This is a genomic window from Terriglobia bacterium (assembly GCA_036496425.1).
Lineage (GTDB): Bacteria > Acidobacteriota > Terriglobia > 20CM-2-55-15 > 20CM-2-55-15 > 20CM-2-55-15.
Map to the genome: position 1 here is coordinate 1 of DASXLG010000102.1, position 14,858 is coordinate 14,858.

Sequence of the window (14,858 nt, forward strand, 5' to 3'; positions counted from 1 at the left end):
ATGGGCTGTATTGGCACCAGCTTTGCCACGGGCTTGCCATTCTTACCGAGCACGATCTCTTCACCAGCGGCTACGCGGTCCAACAAACGCGACAAATGTGTCTTGGCGTCATGAACGTTTAACAGCTTCATCCAAGCCTCCCGGGAAGAACTCGACTAAGTTTAGTCCATCTCTTGGATCCGATTCAATCCAGTGGGCGATCCCCATGATTTAGAATCTCATGCGAGATTCTGTGGCTGAATCGCGCCCATTTCATTGCTTGACTCCAGGAACAAATCAACCATAAGTTATGTTCTGACCATCGGGAGGAAGCATGAGAACCCTTTACATCGCCGGATTGATCCTAGTGTCGTCCTCGATCCTGTTATCCGGACAGGCGCAACAGACCGCGCGGCCTCAGCGCCCACCCCTGCCGGCTCCGCTTCCTCAGAATGAATTCATCACCAACCGGCCCACGAATACGCCGACGTCCTCGGCGGGCCAGGAATATCGCGTCGGTCCGGATGACCTGATCGACATTACGGTATTCGAGGCGCCGGACCTCGGAGGCGCCAGCCGCGTGTCGGCGACCGGTTCGATGACGTTGCCGCTGGTTGGTCCTATCAACGTCGCGGGGCGCACGATTCGCGAAGTCGAGCAGTCGGTGGAGACAGCGCTGAAGAGCAAGTATGTCAACGATCCTCATGTGACTGTTTTCGTGAGGGAGTATGCGTCGCAGCCGGTCTCGATCATCGGTTCTGTGAGGGTGCCGGGTATCTACCAAATCAAGGGCGAGAAGGATCTTTACGGGATGCTGGCTCAGGCAGGAGGCCTCGATGCTGAAGCAGGCAGCACCATACAGATCATTCGAGCGAAATCGGCTTCCGCGGATTCCGAAGAGGCGTCGAAACCTGCAGAGACCGTCTCGATTAACATCCAGGACCTGACGGAAAACGGCAAAACCGAACTCAATGTTCCGATCCGCGCGGGAGATACCATCAATGTTCTCCGCGCCGGATCGATATTCGTTGAAGGCGAAGTCATGCGCCCCAACGAATTCGTTCTTCGCAACGGCAAGAATGTCACCGTGGCCCAGGCGATCGCGTTAGCGAACGGGATGACAAAGGATGCCAGAAAAAAGGACTGCGTTGTGTTCCGAATTCACAAAGACGGCAGCAAAGAGGAGATTAAAGCCGATGCCGGCAAGATTCTCAGAGGAGAGGCGATGGACGTCACGATGCTTCCCAACGATATCCTCTTTATCCCCGCGAGCAAGCTGAAGCCGGCAGCACTGCGCGCGCTGGACTCCACCATCGCCGTCGCGATGGGCCGGATCATCTACTCCGGACTCTAATCCGCGCCCTGCGGCGGCAAGCGCGTCGAAGCCGCATCACTCACAGCGACGGAAGCGAAGAACGAGTTCGGCCGTGTTCTCGAAACCGTTATGCAAGACGGTATTGTGGTCATCACAAAACACGATGCTCCGAAGGCTGTTCTCATATCCATCGAAGAATTCGAAGCGCTGTCTCAGGCCACTGAGCACAAGCTGGACACGCTCACGGCAGAATTCGACGCTCTGTTCGAACGGATGCAGACAGCTAAAGCTCGCGCCGGAATGCAGGCCGCTTTCGAAGCGTCACCCGGGAAGCTCGCCAGGGCCGCTGTAACAGCCGCGGCCAAGCCTGCAAAACGCCCGAGGCATGCCTGACAAGCGGCCGTGTATCCTGGCCGCCGCCAATTTTGCCTAAGGGCGTGTTCGATTCATGCGAAGCCAATCGCGGAATGCCTCGAGGCGCGGCAGGGATTCGCGGTCTTTCGTGCGATTCGCCGCCTGTTTGCTTCTGATAATGTCGTCGATGCTGCAAACCGGAAAGCCGTCCGGTTCCGCGCGCCGCTCCCATGCGTCTGAGAACCGCTCGATGCCGTCCGGCGCATAGATGATGTCCAGATCGAAAGGGCCGTTCTTCAGCTGGATAAAATCCTTGCCTCGTTCCAGGTCATTTTGTTGCTCTCGAGTCAAAGAGAAACCGAGATCCAGCAACCCGGAAGCCAGCGCGCGTCCGTTGTCCTGCGACTTATCGACAAAGAGATCGGCGTCTTGGGTCGTATCCGGAAAGCCGAGCAGGATCGCTCCGGATTTTCCTATGAAAAGGTAGCGCACTCCGTGACGCGAAAGCGCGGCCCGCAGCTCAGAAGCCTGGCGGTACTCAAATGCGGCCATACCCGAGCCACGACGGCAGATTTGTTTCGCACCACTGGCGGTACTCCTCCATCGTCGTGAAAGCGCGATAAGGCGCATCATCCAGTACCGGCTTATACGTGTGAATGAAAGCGTATCGAAGACGGGTCTCGATCGGCCGGCGTGAAGCCGCTTCGAATTCCTCTACCCATTCGGCCGGAATCTGCTTTTCCTCCGTTTGCCCCATGCTGGAATTATATGACTAAAAGTCGTCTTCGTCGGTTTCGGGCAGGATAGGCTGCTCGACGATTTCCCGCCATGTGTCCAGGGCGCCCGGTGCGGCGCGGTTTTGATTCAAAAGTCAATGACCGCATTCTGGATCGCGGCCAGCGGCAGCGGTTCCTTCATCACGATCTCCCTCAAATTGATGGTGTCCGCGACGAACATGACGCTATTTTACTTTAAGCGCCTTGTTTCCTGCCTTTGATCCAGCGGCGGAACGCTTTGATGGCGGGCGTCTGACCTTCGACGGCGCTCTGCTCGACGAAGCGCGCCAGGACGGCGTTCGTCAGGATGGGAAAGAACCGGCTGGCGGGAATCCGGGCGTAGGTTTCGCCCTGGAGGGCATGGATCTCGGCTGTCTTTTGCCGCACCAGATATCGCCAGATTTCAGGCACACCGAATGCCGCGTAAATCGGAAGCTTGCGCAGCGATTGGTGCGACTTGTCCACTTCGATCACCAGGTCCGGCGGGGGATCCGTTTCCAGATTGATCTCTTCTTTTCCAGCGATCCTCTCGAGGTTGCCGATGTAAAAGCACGTATCGGGCTCGGTTCCCTTCAGATACCGTTTCCTCTTGTGCGTACTGCCGGCATCGCCTTCAATGTCGATATTCAACTCCTCGGCCAGGACGGCAACCATCCGGGCAATGAAAAATTCGCGCTTGCCATGAGCACGTGAGGTTGTCACAAAATCCAACCTGCCCTGGTCGTATGTGATTCGCAGGCCGGATCTGTCGACGAACTGTTCCAGGACCGATTCGTATTCGTCCCATGACACGTTATCCAGCGTAAGAACGGCGCCCGGCGGGAGGTTGTCCACCGCGTCGCGAATGTTGGAAGTGGTTGCCTGCATGTGCCCATTTTACCTTATTACTGCTGCGCGCTGCCGCGCTTGCGCTTCGCCATTTACTGCTGCGCGCTGGCGCGCTTGCGCTTCGCTATAACTGCGACAAGCTGTCCAGGTCGCACCGTGCCGCCGGGGCGGAGGGGCGCGAGCCAGGCGAGGCGGCCTTCGGAGGGTGCGATGATCGTGAGGCGAGTAAGATCGAGCTGGAGTTGCTCGAGTTCGCGGTAGAGCGCGGACGCGTCAGTGCGGCGCAGTTCGGCAAGGTCGATGCGGGTGAGGAGCGAGGCGCGGCGGCTTAGCAGCGCCCGGGTATCGAGCTGCACCAGGATGTCGCCGGTGCGGACGCGTGCGCCTTCGCGAACGGCGATTCCGGAGATGCAGCCGGTTGTCGTGCTCACCACGCGAACTCCTTCGGGTGGGCAGCATCCACAACACAGCCATAAGACCGCCATTATTGCGATTTGGAGCCGCCGCATAGCTCGAGGATGCGGTCCACCTGGACCGGCCGGTGAGAGATCACGATCGTGGTGGCGCGGCCGCGGCGCGAATCGATCACGGCCTGGACGGCGAGTTCGGATGGCGCGTCGAGGTGGCCGGCGGGTTCGTCCAGAATCAGGATCGGCGGGTTCGCCACGATCGCGCGGGCGAGCGCGATCTGCCGGCGCTGGCCGCCGGAAAGGGCCAGGCCGCGCTCACCCACCTGCGTGTCATATCGGTCCGGCAGGCGTTCCGCGAATTCGCTGACCCGTGCGGTTTCGGCGGCGGCCCGGATTTCCAGGTTGGAGGCGAGCGGCGAGGCCAGCCGGATGTTTTCGGCGATGCTGCAGTTCAATAGAACGATGTCCTGGGGGACATAAGCGATCTCGCGGCGCAGGCAGGTCAGGGTGTAGTCGCGCGCGTCGGCGCCGTCGATCAGGATGCGGCCGGATTTCGGCTCGAGCAGCCGCGCGATCAGGCGCACCAGCGTCGTCTTGCCGCAGCCGCTCTCCCCGGTAATGCCGGCGCACTCGCCCGCCTCGATCTTCAGATTCACGCCTTCGAACAGCGGACGCCGCGCGCCATAACTGAACCCGACGTTCTGGAATTCGACGGCTCCTTTCAAAGGGCGATCGATGGCGGGCGCGCGCTCTTTGCGCGACTCCGGCTCCAGCTCCAGCACATCGCCGAGCCGGCCGGCCGCGGTCACGGCCTCCTGGATCGGCTGGTTGGCACTGGCGAGGCGTTCGACCGGCCCGAGGATCGCAGACAGCAGCGTGTACAGGCCCATCAGGCGGCCGGTGCTCAGCGTTCCCGCGATCACCTGGTGTCCGCCGATCCAGAGCAAACCGAGTGGGGAGATGCCTGCTATCAGCGACGTGATCGTCGTCGAGTAAGAGGCTATTCTCTGCGCGGCGTGGACCTCGCGCTGCATTTCGATAAATCGCGCTTCGGTCTGGCGGGTGATCCGCGATTCCGCGCGGAACGCCTTGATGTCGTGAATCGCGCCGATGCTCTCGACGATCTGCGCTTCGAGCTCCGCGCTTTTTTCCATCGCGGCTTGTTGATGACGCCTCATCGGGCGGTTGAGGAGCCAGATCGAGCAGGCCAGCAGCGGGATCGGTTGCAGCGATTGCAGCGTGAGGCGCCAGTTCATCAGGAACATGGCGGCGGCAGTCGTGATGATGAGCACCGAGTCGGCGATGATGGAGAGGCCCGTCACGGTGGCGGCCGTGCGGATTTTGATCGCGTCGGACAGGCGGGACAGGATCTCGCCGGTCCGGCACGAACAGAAGAAAGAAAGCGGCAGTCCCAGCAGATGACGATGATAACCAAGCATCGTCTCCGCATCGATCCTCAAGCTGAGGTGGGCTAGGAGGCGGGTCCTCACTGCCAGAAAGCCGGCGCGCGACAGTGTCACGGCCAGCATTCCGAGCGCGAGTTTGTTTAAGGCGGGTGTTTGCCCTTGGACCAGTACAGAATCCACAAGCACCTGGATGAAATAAGATGAGGCGAGGCCGAGGATCGTCATTGAGACTGCCGCCAGACAGGCATCCAGGAATAGGGGATAGTGAGGCAGGAGATACGAACACAATTGCAAAAAAGGCGATTTCGAGCCGGCCGCGCTTCGCAGGCTTACGGTCGGCCGGAGCAGAATCATGGCGCCGGTCCAGGCTTTGAGAAATTGCTCGCGCGGGAGCTTGCGCAGGCCGGCCGCGGGATCCCCGATGATCAAATGCCGGCGCGTCACCTTGTACAACACGACGAAATGATTGTGGAAATGCGCAATCGCCGGGAGCTGGAGGGAAGCAAGAGATTCCTGCGTTGCGCGGACAGGGTTCGGGCTGAAGCCGAGCTGCTCGGCCGCGGCGGCGAGACCGGCGAAGGTCGTGCCGCGCCGGTCCGTGCCGGCAAGCTCGCGGAGACGCGGAAGCCCGATGCGCCGGCGATGATGAGCGAGGATCATCGCCAGGGCTGCGGGACCGCAGTCGGTTGCGTCGTGCTGGTGAATGATGGGATATCGGAATCGCATGACGGCCGGGCTATATGCACGTGGGTGGCCGGTGGGAAATAAAGGAGTTGGGGGTGGGATTGTTTGGGAAAGCAGCGACTTCGCGAGTTTTTAGTCGCGGGAATGGCGGATTTTGGAAAAGGAGCGCGCGCGGGGAGGGTGTGAGAACTGAGCTTAGTGCTGCGCGAGTATTTCAATAAGGTGGCGCGCTGACGCGCGGCCATTTATAGGTGGGAGCCGCCCCTGGGGTGGCCGCGAGCTCCAGAAATGTTGCGAAGCCTCCTTATTATGTTTGAAGTTACTAACCGCCCCGTCTCCGCCGCTAAGGAACGGGGCCATTTGTTAATGGCGCAGCCACCCCGCCTTGCAAGGCGGGGAATGTCCTTCTCACCGACTTTATGTGCAAAGCCGCCAGAAGGGGAGCTGCCTCACGGAAAGGAAGCGTCAGGAGGGAGTTGCGTGATTTAGACCGGACTCTGCCGGACTCCAGTTTAGTAAAAGGTACGCGCGCTGGCGCGCTCCTTATCGAAATGCCCGCGCAGAGTCAGACTCCGGTCTCACACCTGCCTCGCGCGCGCTCCTTTTTATCTCACCCGCGCGCGCCTCTTAAACAACAACACGCTCGCCCCCACCATCACGGGCAGCAGCGCCAGCGCGGCCGTCGCGGCGGGGTATTCATACGGGCGGAAACGGTTGAACGAGTCCGGCTGCTGGAACGCCAGCAGGATCGGCACCAGCGGCGCGGCTGCGGCCAGCGGATTCGCCCACATCACGCTGAACGTCATACTCAGCGTCGAGACAAACAGCATCTCCGCATTCAGCAGGTACAACACATTCTGGTCCAGCAGGAGCGCGCCCGGCACATTCACCGTTACCAGGCCCATCGAATAGACGGCAACAAATTTCGCGATAATCAGATATACCGGCGGGATCGGGAGCCCGAGCATCATCTCCATGGTTCGTCGCCCGACCTCTTTGGTGTACACGTTATAGACGTAGTAATACGAGGACGTGAAAACGATCACGCTCATGCCGCCGATGCGCCACTGCTCCTGCGTGACGAACGCGAGCGCGAACATCACGGCAAAAATCAGCAGGAACGCTTTGCCCTGCTGCGTCCAGTCTTTTTTCAGCATTGTGAGGAGACAGCGTTTCAGCATGTGACCTCCTGCACCAGGCCGTGACTCAGCATCAGCGTGCCGTCGCCGATCCCGTCCAGGTCGTCCGAAGAATCCGACGAAACCACGATGGTGGTCACCTGCGACCGCGAGAGCTTGCGTATAAACGCGATGAAGTTTTTGCGCGCCTTCGGGTCCAGGCCGGCGGCCGGCTCATCCAGAATCAACACCGGCGGCCGGTGGCCGAGAGCGGCGGCGACCCCGAGCATCCGGCGTCCGGCGTCCCCGATCTCCCCGATCTCGTGCCAGTTGGAGACGCCCAGCTCCTTCAGCACTTCCAGGGCGTAGTGCTGCTCCCAGTTCTGATAGAATCCGCCGACGAATTCGAGCAGCGCTTCCGTGGTGAGCTCCGGGTAATACCAGTCGAGTTGGCTCGCATAGCCGGCGCTCTCCCGGAACAATATCGGGTCCTCCGTCGGCTTGGTGTTGAAGATACGGACCCAGCCGCTGTCTGGACTGTCGAGGCCCCATAGCAGGCGCAGCAGCGTGGTTTTTCCCGCGCGTTCATGACCCAGCACGGTAAGAATCGAGCCCGGTTCCACCTTCAAATCGAACGGAGAAAGATGGAAATGGCCGTGGCGTTTTTCCAGACCTTGAATCTCGATAATGTACATAGGGCCCCTATGGTTCTATTGGAAATTGCATCATTCTAAGTTGCTTCATTTCAAATTTGAAATGAAGAAATGTCGAAATGATGCAATTTCCAATCAACTTAAAACGGCAGGTACATCAACAGGCAGGAGAAGGTTCCCTCGCCCCAGTCGTACCAGTCACCGCCTTCGATTTCATACAGTTCTTCATCCTTGAGTTGCTCCATCCTTGTTCTCCCGAATTGAATTTGCCGGGCCGGGAGCGCTTCTTCTCTTGAACGCCGGGTTCCAAAGCCACGCGTTGAAAATAAAGGGCTGAGCCCGTATTTATCGCGCTTGTCGCGTTTCCTGCGACTTTTTAGTCGCGCAGGAATGGACAATCCGGCCGAGCGAGCGGCGGGAGCGGGCGAGGTCCATCTTCACGGCGGAAATCGAGCGGCCCTGCAGCGCGGCGATCTGGGAGATCGAGAGATCCTGAACATAGAAGAGTTCGATGAGCCTCCGTTTCGCATCCGGAAGCTGTGCCAGGGCGAGGCGAACGAGATCGATCCGCCGGCGCCGGTCAACTTCGGATTCGAACTCCGGCATGCGGCCGGTGAATCGTTCGTCGAGGTCGTGGAGTCTTTCGCACGGGCGGCGGCGCCGCCAGTGGTCGCGGACGGTGTCGTGAACGATTTTTCTCAGGAGCTGCTTTCGGATGCGTGATCGAGTGCAGACGCCGGCAGGCCTCGAGCGCGTGAAGCGCGACGTCCTGTTCGAGGTCTTCGTCGTGGAGCGGAGCTCCTGTTTGCCGCGTGACCATGTGAATGAGCGTTCGAATGTCGGCGGGATTGATTTGCATTTTGTGTGTGACCTTTTCGGTGCATGCGCGGCTATACCAGGCATGATTGGACAAAGTTCAGTGATGCAGACCTTGAGAGAAAGAGTAAAAGCGGCGGCGCGCGTCTCGGGATCGGTTCTGGTGACCGGAGAATCGGGAACCGGCAAAGAGCTCGTCGCCAGATCCATCCATGACCATAGCGAGCGCAGCGGCGGCAAGTTCGTCGCGGTGGATTGCGGCGCGCTGCCGGACGATCTGATCGAGAGCGAGCTGTTCGGCCACAAGCGCGGCGCCTTCACCACGGCGCTTGCCGATAAGCCGGGACTTTTCGAAGAAGCGAACGGAGGTACATTATTCCTCGACGAGATCGCGAATACTTCGCGGCGTTTTCAAGCCAAACTACTGCGTGTACTGCAGGACCGGCAGCTGCGCCGGGTGGGCGACCTGATCCTGCGCAAACTCGACCTGCGCGTGATCGCCGCCACGAATTGCGATCTGATGACCATGGTCCGGACCGGCGGCTTTCGTGAAGACCTGTACTATCGATTGAGCGTCTTTCCGATTCAGGTGCCGCCGCTCCGGCGCCGTCTCGACGACGTACCGCTGCTTGTCGAGCACGTGCTGCGGGGCCGGAAAGCGATCACGGACGAGGCGATGGAAAAACTCGCCGGGTACCGGTTTCCAGGGAATATCCGGGAACTCGAAAACATCGTCGAAGCGGCGGTCTGCGTCGCCGTGGGCGATGTGATCGAGCTGGAGCATGTCGCGCTGCCGGCCGAAACGTTTCATACCTGGCAGACCGAGGAGATCATCCTGGGGAATTTCTGGGACACCGTGGCGCGGCCGTACTCGGAGCGCCTGATCACGAAGGGGCAGTTGGAGCACCTGATCCGCCAGGGCCTCGAACGGACCCGCGGCAGTTATAAAAAGATGCTGCCGCTGTTCCGGATTCCGGAGAGCGACTACAAGCGATTCATGGATTTTCTGAGGCGGCATCACTGTCATCCGGATTATCGGGCGTTCAGGAAGAAATAAGGAGCGCGGCCCCATTCCCCGCCTTTTCAAGGCGGGGTGGTTCGTAAATTCCAAACAAAATTCCGCGAAGCGCGCCTTAATAGTTAAGGAGCGCTTCGCGGCCGCACTCGGCTTCTAACGATTTGGTGCCTCGGGCTCCCCTCCTTGGAAAGGAGGGGAATGGTGCTCTCAAACCTACAGCTGCTTGAATATCTTCACCACGAAATCCCCTATCAGCAGGTGCTGCGTCCTCGCCACGAACTGCCGGTAGGCCCGGCTGCAGTGGTATCGGACGCAGTCTTCGCGCGTGTTCCAGAGCGTGAGAGAGACGGCCATGCGGCCGTCTTCCTCGACCATCAGGCGTGCGGCAGCGAAGCCGGCTTCCTTTTCCAGCTCCGGCAGGAATTCGCTGGTGTAGAGACGGGCGAATTCCTGCACCTGCTCTTCATTGTTTGTCTCGCCGATGACCATGCGGGCGTACATCGTTCAGTTGGCCTTTTTCCTCGAAGAGGCGGGCCGTCTGGCGACGAGCGACGCGCTGAACTTGGTGTATTGATCGGAGGTCAGGATCTGGCGTGTGACGAGATCCCGCTTGCTGCGGTAGGGACGGCCGTCGACGATCTTTTTGGCGGTGGACGCGTCGAGACCGACGTTCACGAAGTCGTTTGCCGTGGCGCTGTTGATGTCGACGGCCTTCGCGGCGTTGACCGGCGTGACCGGCGTCTTGGGCATTTCCTTGATTTGCGCCGCCAGCGTGATGGTTGAGAACACGGCGAGCATAACGATCCCCAGTAAATTGCGACGTAACATGGTTCTCCTTTTCCTGTTGGTGTTTAACCGCTTGACCGGCAGCCAACGCTCTGCGGCCCCTTGCCTTTATAAATACACAGAGCGCCCCCGTGGCTGCCGGCCTCGCGTATAAACGCGATGGGTTTCGAAGGAGCCGGCCCAACTACCCTCCTCCGAAGCTCCCACCGCGTGCCGTCGCCCCCGACGGCCGTTCTGAATAAGGCACGCGGAAGGCCGCGCGTAAGTTGTTGAATCGGAGTTGCGGGTATGAAGAAGTCCGGTGAATCAGCGGTCGCGAATGTCGCGGATAACGCGAACAATGCGTTCGGCGGCGTGGCCGTCCCAGAATTCGGGAGGGCCGGCGGGCTTCCAGTCGCCGCTCATGATGCGCTGAAACCCGTCGAGGATGCGGGCCTTGCCGGGGCCCACCATGATGTTGGTGCCGTGCTCGATCGTCACCGGCCGCTCGGTGTTGTGGCGCAGCGTCAGGCAGGGAACGCCGAGGATCGTCGTCTCTTCCTGCGCGCCGCCGGAATCCGTGAGGACGACCGCGGCGGTAGACTGGAGATTCAGGAATTCAAGATAGCCCAGCGGCGGCATTGTCCGGATACCCTTCATCGTGAGCCCGAAGTCTTCGATGCGCTTTGCCGTGCGGGGATGGATCGGGAAGAGGACAGGCATTTTTTGCGAGATGGTGTGGAGCGCTTCGAGGATGCCGCCGAGGACGGCGGAATCGTCGACGTTGGAGGGCCGGTGCAGCGTGACCAACGCGTATTGTTTCGGCTTGTCGACGCTCAATGCCGCGGCTTTGGCGCGATGTTTGAGGAGCGTGTCGATCATGACGTTGCCGGTGAAGAAGATCTTCGACGGATCGACGCCTTCGCGCTTGAGGTTCTCGTCGGCGTCGCGGCTGGTGGTGAAAAGATAGGAAGCCAGTGCGTCGGTGACCAGGCGGTTGACTTCTTCGGGCATGGCGCGGTCGAAGCTGCGGAGTCCGGCTTCGACGTGGGCAACCGGGATCAGGAGTTTGGCCGCGACGATCGAACAGGCCATCGTCGAGTTGACGTCGCCGACCACCAGCACCAGGCCGGGCTTTTCCTTCAGGCAGACCTTTTCGAATTCGACCATGATCCGCGCGGTCTGCTCGGCATGGCTGCCGGAGCCGACACCGAGATGGACGTCGGGGACGGGGATTTCCAGCTCGCGAAAAAAGACATCCGACATTCCTTCATCGTAGTGCTGGCCCGTATGTACAAGCAGACCTTCGAGATCCGGAGTCTTCTTCATTTCTTCGACAATCGGCGCGATCTTCATGAAGTTCGGTCGGGCTCCCACGATGTTCAGGACTTTCATGTTAAAATTCTGCCACGAGTGCGCGTTCGCAGGCGCATTTAACGGAGACGACATGGTGAAACTGGTCCTTGGAATAATGCTGCTGGCGGGTCAATTGACCGGGCCGGGAGGCGGCCTGCCTCAGGTTCTGCATCCGGATTTCAAGCCGTCGGGTCCGGTAAAAGCCGGGAAACGCGGCGAGGTGATCGTTACTTTTACCGCGGTTAAAGGATATGCCGTGGATCGCGAGCTGCCGTTTACGCTCAAGCTGACGGCCGTGCCGGGCATCACGCTGGAGAAGGCGGAACTGGCCGCGACCGGGAAAGATCCTAAGGCGAAGGATAATTATTACGTGGATCTGCCGACGCTGAAGGTGGCGGTTACAGTCACCAAGGCGGGGAAGTACGAGGTCCCGGGGAAACTGAAGTACTTCTTCTGTAATAAGACGGATGGCTTCTGCTCCACCCAGACGCTGGATGTAAAGGTGCCGGTGGTGGTGGAGTAGGCGGGGAAAGGAGCGCGCGCGGGCCGGTGTGAGAACTGGGCGTGATGCTGCGCGGGCATTTCAATAGGGAGCGCGCCTTCGCGCGTACCTTTTACTAAACTGGAGGCCGGAAGAGTCCGGCGTTGGCGGGAGTTTAAAAAGGAGCGCGCTGTGCGCGGCCATTTATAGGATGGAGACGGCCCCATTCCCCGCCTTTGCAAGGCGGGGTGGCTGCGCCATTAATAAAATGATCCCGTTCCTTAGCCGGCGCAGACGGGGCGGTTAGTAAATTCCATCAAATTCCCCGCTAAGTTAGGCGGAGTTGGGCAATAAGGAGCGCTGCGCGGTTCGTAACTAACCACCCCGCCCTCGGCTTCTAACGATTTGATGCCTCAGGCACCCCTCCTTGAAAAGGAGGGGAGTGTTAAATGGACCGGCGCGGCCGTCCCTCCTAACTCAGCTAACTCAGGAGGGGAGTTAATGATGATCGCGCAAAGCGCGCACCTTTAAAAACCCATGACCCGAGTACTTGAACAACACCGCAGCGCCGTCCTCACGACAGCCAATCAGCTGACCATCCTGCGGATTGTCTTCGTGCCGGTCTTCATCATCCTGCTCGCGTACCACGAGGTTGGCTGGGCTCTCAGCACCTTTGTCGCCGCCGGCGTCACCGACGTGCTCGACGGCATCATTGCGCGGCGCTTCCGGCAGAAGACCTCCATCGGCGCGGTGCTCGATCCGCTGGCCGACAAGCTGCTCATGACCTCCTCCATTCTCATCCTTTCGCTCCCCCAGATGGAGTTCATCGACATCATTCCGCGCTGGCTGATGATCCTCATTATCTTCCGCGACGTTTTCATCCTGCTGGTCTCCCTCATCGTCGTTCTCATGATCGGCTGGCGGACACTCCGGCCGTCGCCGTACGGCAAAGCCTCGACCGTGATGCAGGTTCTGATGGTGTTCGCGGTGCTCTGCGTCAACTGGAAACACGTGGTCGTGCCGGAGCTCAACATCCTCTTCTTTATGACCGGCCTGATGACCGCCGTCTCCGGCGTGCATTATCTCGGACGCGGCCTGCGCGAATGGACGTCGAATGAGTAGCACGACCAAGAAACGGTTTTCGGCCTCGGCCTACGTCAAAAAAGCCGTCCATGAATACCGCGATGCTCCGGCGCATCGCAGCTCGGAAGGCCAGAAGCTTCGCGTGATTTCGGTCGAGGCGGGATCCGTCGCCGAACGCATTGGCCTCAAGCCCGGCGACGAGATCCACGAGCTCAACGGCAAGCCGCTGCTCGACGTCATCGACTTCCAGTTCAACGCCGCGAATGTCGGCCGGCGCACGACCATCCGGACGCAGGACCGCAAGATCACGTTTGTCCGTCGCGAGTGGGAATCGTTCGGACTCGAGTTCGAGGCGATCGAGCCGATGACGTGCAAGAACCAGTGCGTGTTCTGCTTCGTCCACCAGAACCCGAAGAACGTGCGGAAGTCGCTGCACATCAAGGACGAGGACTACCGGCTGTCGTTTCTGTTCGGGAATTACCTGACGCTGACGAATGTCAGCGAGGAGGAGCTGCGGCGCATCATCGAGCAGCGGCTGTCGCCGCTGTACGTTTCCGTACATGCGACGGAGCCGGAGCTGCGGCGAACCCTGCTCGGGATCGAGGAATACGACGGCTTCATGGCGAAGGTCGAACGGCTGGCCAACGCCGGGATCCAGATGCACGGGCAAGTGGTGCTGTGTCCCGGGTTGAACGACGGCGTCCACCTGGAGCGCACGATCGACGATTTCCGCAAGTTTCATCCGATGACCTCGTCGATGGCGATCGTGCCGGTCGGCCTGACCGATCACCGGAAGAACCTGCCCCTGCTGCAGCCGTTCACGCCGGAATATGCGCGGGAGTTGATCGCGCATGCCGCAAGCATCCAGAAGAAACTCAAACGCGAGATGGGGACGCCCTTCGCTTACCTGGGCGACGAGATTTACATCATGGCAGGGGCGAAAATTCCGCCCGCGAGCCACTATGCGGAGTTCCCGCAGATGGAGAACGGCGTCGGGATGGTGCGGACGTTCCTGGGACAGTGGTCGAAGGGGATGAGGTCGTGGAAGGGAAGTTCGGCGCGCGGGACCGTGTGCACGGGGAAGGTTTTCTATCCTTATTTAAAGGACAGCGTGGAGAAGCTCGGCGCGGATCTGCGCGTGGTTGGGGTGGAGAGCCAGTTCTGGGGGCCGGGGATCGGGGTTGCCGGGCTGCTGACGGGGAGCGATTTCATCGAGGCGCTGAAGGGCCGGGTGTATGGGGATTTTGTCGTGATCCCGTCGGAGTGCATGGTGGGGGATGAGTACCTGTTTCTGGACGACCTCACGATCAAGGACGTTGAGCGGGAGCTGGGGGTTGAGGTGGCGCCGTCGGGGTACGATGCGCGGGATTTTGTGAGCTGGGTGGGGGAAAAAGGAGCGCGCCGCCAGGTGGGTGTGAGAACGTGACATGCTGCCGCGCGGGCATTTCAATAAGGAACGCGCCTGCGCGCGTACCTTTTACTAAACTGCAGGCCGGAAGAGTTCGGCCCATGAGGGAGACGGTCTGCATTCCCCGCCTTTGCAAGGCGGGGTGGCTGCGCCATGAATAAAATGGTTCCGTTCCATAGGGGCGCAGACGGGGCGGTTAGTAAATTCCAACAAAATGGAAAAGGAGCGCTACGCGGTTCGTAGATAACCACCCCGCCCTCGGCTTCTAACGGTTTGATGCCTCGGGCACTCCTCCTTGAAAACGGAGGGGAATGGGACCGTTCTCACATCTAATCAGCGCGCGCTCCTTCTTCCTACGTCCGCTCCACTTTCACGCTCTTCATCACCACCTCCGTTACCGGCCGGTCT

Annotated in this window: 17 protein-coding genes and 1 pseudogene; 7 read left to right on the top strand and 11 right to left on the bottom strand. The window is 60.0% G+C overall.

Going from position 1 to position 14,858, the window contains the following annotated elements:
- The coding region (locus VGK48_07390) for a type II toxin-antitoxin system prevent-host-death family antitoxin (protein HEY2380992.1) at window positions 1–131 on the bottom strand (131 nt) is incomplete at its 3' end.
- A gap of 182 nt (window positions 132–313) precedes the next feature.
- Here VGK48_07390 and VGK48_07395 point away from each other — a divergent pair.
- Window positions 314–1,333 carry a polysaccharide biosynthesis/export family protein gene (locus VGK48_07395; GenBank protein ID HEY2380993.1) on the top strand — a complete coding sequence of 340 codons (1,020 nt, stop codon included), beginning with the start codon at window positions 314–316 and terminating at the stop codon, window positions 1,331–1,333.
- A 48-nt stretch (window positions 1,334–1,381) separates the two neighbouring features.
- Window positions 1,382–1,687: pseudogene (locus VGK48_07400) on the top strand (type II toxin-antitoxin system Phd/YefM family antitoxin).
- 36 nt (window positions 1,688–1,723) lie between these two features.
- Here the strand turns inward: VGK48_07400 and VGK48_07405 are convergent.
- The 7 genes from VGK48_07405 to VGK48_07435 all read right to left on the bottom strand — a co-directional run bounded on the left by VGK48_07405 (window position 1,724) and on the right by VGK48_07435 (window position 7,565).
- Window positions 1,724–2,200 carry a hypothetical protein gene (locus tag VGK48_07405; protein HEY2380994.1) on the bottom strand — a complete coding sequence of 159 codons (477 nt, stop codon included), beginning with the start codon at window positions 2,198–2,200 and terminating at the stop codon, window positions 1,724–1,726.
- Window positions 2,187–2,405 (bottom strand): hypothetical protein, encoded by a 219-nt coding sequence (locus VGK48_07410; GenBank protein ID HEY2380995.1) that lies wholly within the window; start codon window positions 2,403–2,405, stop codon window positions 2,187–2,189. Before VGK48_07410 ends, VGK48_07405 begins: the two co-directional genes overlap by 14 nt.
- A gap of 214 nt (window positions 2,406–2,619) precedes the next feature.
- Window positions 2,620–3,291: a Uma2 family endonuclease gene (locus tag VGK48_07415; protein HEY2380996.1), complete on the bottom strand. Its 672-nt coding sequence runs from the start codon at window positions 3,289–3,291 to the stop codon at window positions 2,620–2,622.
- Between the two features lie 53 nt (window positions 3,292–3,344).
- Window positions 3,345–3,761: a biotin/lipoyl-binding protein gene (locus VGK48_07420; GenBank protein ID HEY2380997.1), complete on the bottom strand. Its 417-nt coding sequence runs from the start codon at window positions 3,759–3,761 to the stop codon at window positions 3,345–3,347.
- A complete protein-coding gene (locus tag VGK48_07425; GenBank protein HEY2380998.1) occupies window positions 3,737–5,794 on the bottom strand; it encodes a peptidase domain-containing ABC transporter in 2,058 nt (685 codons plus the stop codon). The genes VGK48_07420 and VGK48_07425 overlap by 25 nt, the downstream gene beginning before the upstream one ends.
- Window positions 5,795–6,357: 563 nt before the next feature.
- Window positions 6,358–6,933 carry a hypothetical protein gene (locus tag VGK48_07430; protein ID HEY2380999.1) on the bottom strand — a complete coding sequence of 192 codons (576 nt, stop codon included), beginning with the start codon at window positions 6,931–6,933 and terminating at the stop codon, window positions 6,358–6,360.
- Window positions 6,927–7,565, bottom strand: a complete 639-nt coding sequence (locus VGK48_07435; protein HEY2381000.1) for an ABC transporter ATP-binding protein — start codon at window positions 7,563–7,565, stop codon at window positions 6,927–6,929. The genes VGK48_07430 and VGK48_07435 overlap by 7 nt, the downstream gene beginning before the upstream one ends.
- Before the next feature lie 348 nt (window positions 7,566–7,913).
- Here VGK48_07435 and VGK48_07440 point away from each other — a divergent pair, with 348 nt between their 5' ends.
- Together VGK48_07440 and VGK48_07445 are read left to right on the top strand one after the other, a co-directional pair.
- Window positions 7,914–8,246 carry a hypothetical protein gene (locus VGK48_07440; protein HEY2381001.1) on the top strand — a complete coding sequence of 111 codons (333 nt, stop codon included), beginning with the start codon at window positions 7,914–7,916 and terminating at the stop codon, window positions 8,244–8,246.
- Complete coding sequence (locus VGK48_07445) at window positions 8,239–9,396, top strand: sigma-54 dependent transcriptional regulator (GenBank protein ID HEY2381002.1); 1,158 nt, start codon at window positions 8,239–8,241, stop codon at window positions 9,394–9,396. Before VGK48_07440 ends, VGK48_07445 begins: the two co-directional genes overlap by 8 nt.
- A 174-nt stretch (window positions 9,397–9,570) precedes the next feature.
- Here VGK48_07445 and VGK48_07450 read toward each other — a convergent pair whose 3' ends face one another.
- From VGK48_07450 to wecB, 3 genes are all read right to left on the bottom strand, one after another.
- Entirely contained in the window at window positions 9,571–9,858 is a 288-nt protein-coding gene (locus tag VGK48_07450) for a hypothetical protein (GenBank protein HEY2381003.1), read from the bottom strand.
- Between the two features lie 3 nt (window positions 9,859–9,861).
- Window positions 9,862–10,185 (bottom strand): hypothetical protein, encoded by a 324-nt coding sequence (locus VGK48_07455; protein HEY2381004.1) that lies wholly within the window; start codon window positions 10,183–10,185, stop codon window positions 9,862–9,864.
- Window positions 10,186–10,449: 264 nt separating this feature from the next.
- A complete protein-coding gene (gene wecB, locus VGK48_07460) occupies window positions 10,450–11,517 on the bottom strand; it encodes a UDP-N-acetylglucosamine 2-epimerase (non-hydrolyzing) (GenBank protein ID HEY2381005.1) in 1,068 nt (355 codons plus the stop codon).
- Window positions 11,518–11,569: 52 nt separating this feature from the next.
- On the opposite strand from wecB, the gene VGK48_07465 reads away from it, so the two are divergent.
- The 3 genes from VGK48_07465 (at window position 11,570) to VGK48_07475 (ending at window position 14,468) form a co-directional block, all read left to right on the top strand.
- A complete protein-coding gene (locus VGK48_07465) occupies window positions 11,570–12,001 on the top strand; it encodes a hypothetical protein (GenBank protein ID HEY2381006.1) in 432 nt (143 codons plus the stop codon).
- Window positions 12,002–12,496: 495 nt separating this feature from the next.
- The gene (locus VGK48_07470; GenBank protein ID HEY2381007.1) at window positions 12,497–13,081 is read left to right on the top strand and encodes a CDP-alcohol phosphatidyltransferase family protein; all 585 of its coding nucleotides are present in this window, start codon (window positions 12,497–12,499) and stop codon (window positions 13,079–13,081) included.
- Window positions 13,074–14,468, top strand: coding sequence for a DUF512 domain-containing protein (locus VGK48_07475; protein HEY2381008.1), 1,395 nt, complete (start codon window positions 13,074–13,076; stop codon window positions 14,466–14,468). The genes VGK48_07470 and VGK48_07475 overlap by 8 nt, the downstream gene beginning before the upstream one ends.
- Window positions 14,469–14,858 lie beyond the last annotated feature (390 nt).

What these genes read in the sequence shown, in the direction of transcription:
- VGK48_07395 (HEY2380993.1), top strand. Translation starts at nt 314, where the DNA reads ATGAGAACCCTTTACATCGCCGGATTGATCCTAGTGTCGTCCTCGATC.
- VGK48_07405 (HEY2380994.1), bottom strand. Translation starts at nt 2,200, where the DNA reads ATGGCCGCATTTGAGTACCGCCAGGCTTCTGAGCTGCGGGCCGCGCTT.
- VGK48_07410 (HEY2380995.1), bottom strand. Translation starts at nt 2,405, where the DNA reads ATGGGGCAAACGGAGGAAAAGCAGATTCCGGCCGAATGGGTAGAGGAA.
- VGK48_07415 (HEY2380996.1), bottom strand. Translation starts at nt 3,291, where the DNA reads ATGCAGGCAACCACTTCCAACATTCGCGACGCGGTGGACAACCTCCCG.
- VGK48_07420 (HEY2380997.1), bottom strand. Translation starts at nt 3,761, where the DNA reads ATGCGGCGGCTCCAAATCGCAATAATGGCGGTCTTATGGCTGTGTTGT.
- VGK48_07425 (HEY2380998.1), bottom strand. Translation starts at nt 5,794, where the DNA reads ATGCGATTCCGATATCCCATCATTCACCAGCACGACGCAACCGACTGC.
- VGK48_07430 (HEY2380999.1), bottom strand. Translation starts at nt 6,933, where the DNA reads ATGCTGAAACGCTGTCTCCTCACAATGCTGAAAAAAGACTGGACGCAG.
- VGK48_07435 (HEY2381000.1), bottom strand. Translation starts at nt 7,565, where the DNA reads ATGTACATTATCGAGATTCAAGGTCTGGAAAAACGCCACGGCCATTTC.
- VGK48_07440 (HEY2381001.1), top strand. Translation starts at nt 7,914, where the DNA reads ATGGACAATCCGGCCGAGCGAGCGGCGGGAGCGGGCGAGGTCCATCTT.
- VGK48_07445 (HEY2381002.1), top strand. Translation starts at nt 8,239, where the DNA reads ATGCGTGATCGAGTGCAGACGCCGGCAGGCCTCGAGCGCGTGAAGCGC.
- VGK48_07450 (HEY2381003.1), bottom strand. Translation starts at nt 9,858, where the DNA reads ATGTACGCCCGCATGGTCATCGGCGAGACAAACAATGAAGAGCAGGTG.
- VGK48_07455 (HEY2381004.1), bottom strand. Translation starts at nt 10,185, where the DNA reads ATGTTACGTCGCAATTTACTGGGGATCGTTATGCTCGCCGTGTTCTCA.
- wecB (HEY2381005.1), bottom strand. Translation starts at nt 11,517, where the DNA reads ATGAAAGTCCTGAACATCGTGGGAGCCCGACCGAACTTCATGAAGATC.
- VGK48_07465 (HEY2381006.1), top strand. Translation starts at nt 11,570, where the DNA reads ATGGTGAAACTGGTCCTTGGAATAATGCTGCTGGCGGGTCAATTGACC.
- VGK48_07470 (HEY2381007.1), top strand. Translation starts at nt 12,497, where the DNA reads ATGACCCGAGTACTTGAACAACACCGCAGCGCCGTCCTCACGACAGCC.
- VGK48_07475 (HEY2381008.1), top strand. Translation starts at nt 13,074, where the DNA reads ATGAGTAGCACGACCAAGAAACGGTTTTCGGCCTCGGCCTACGTCAAA.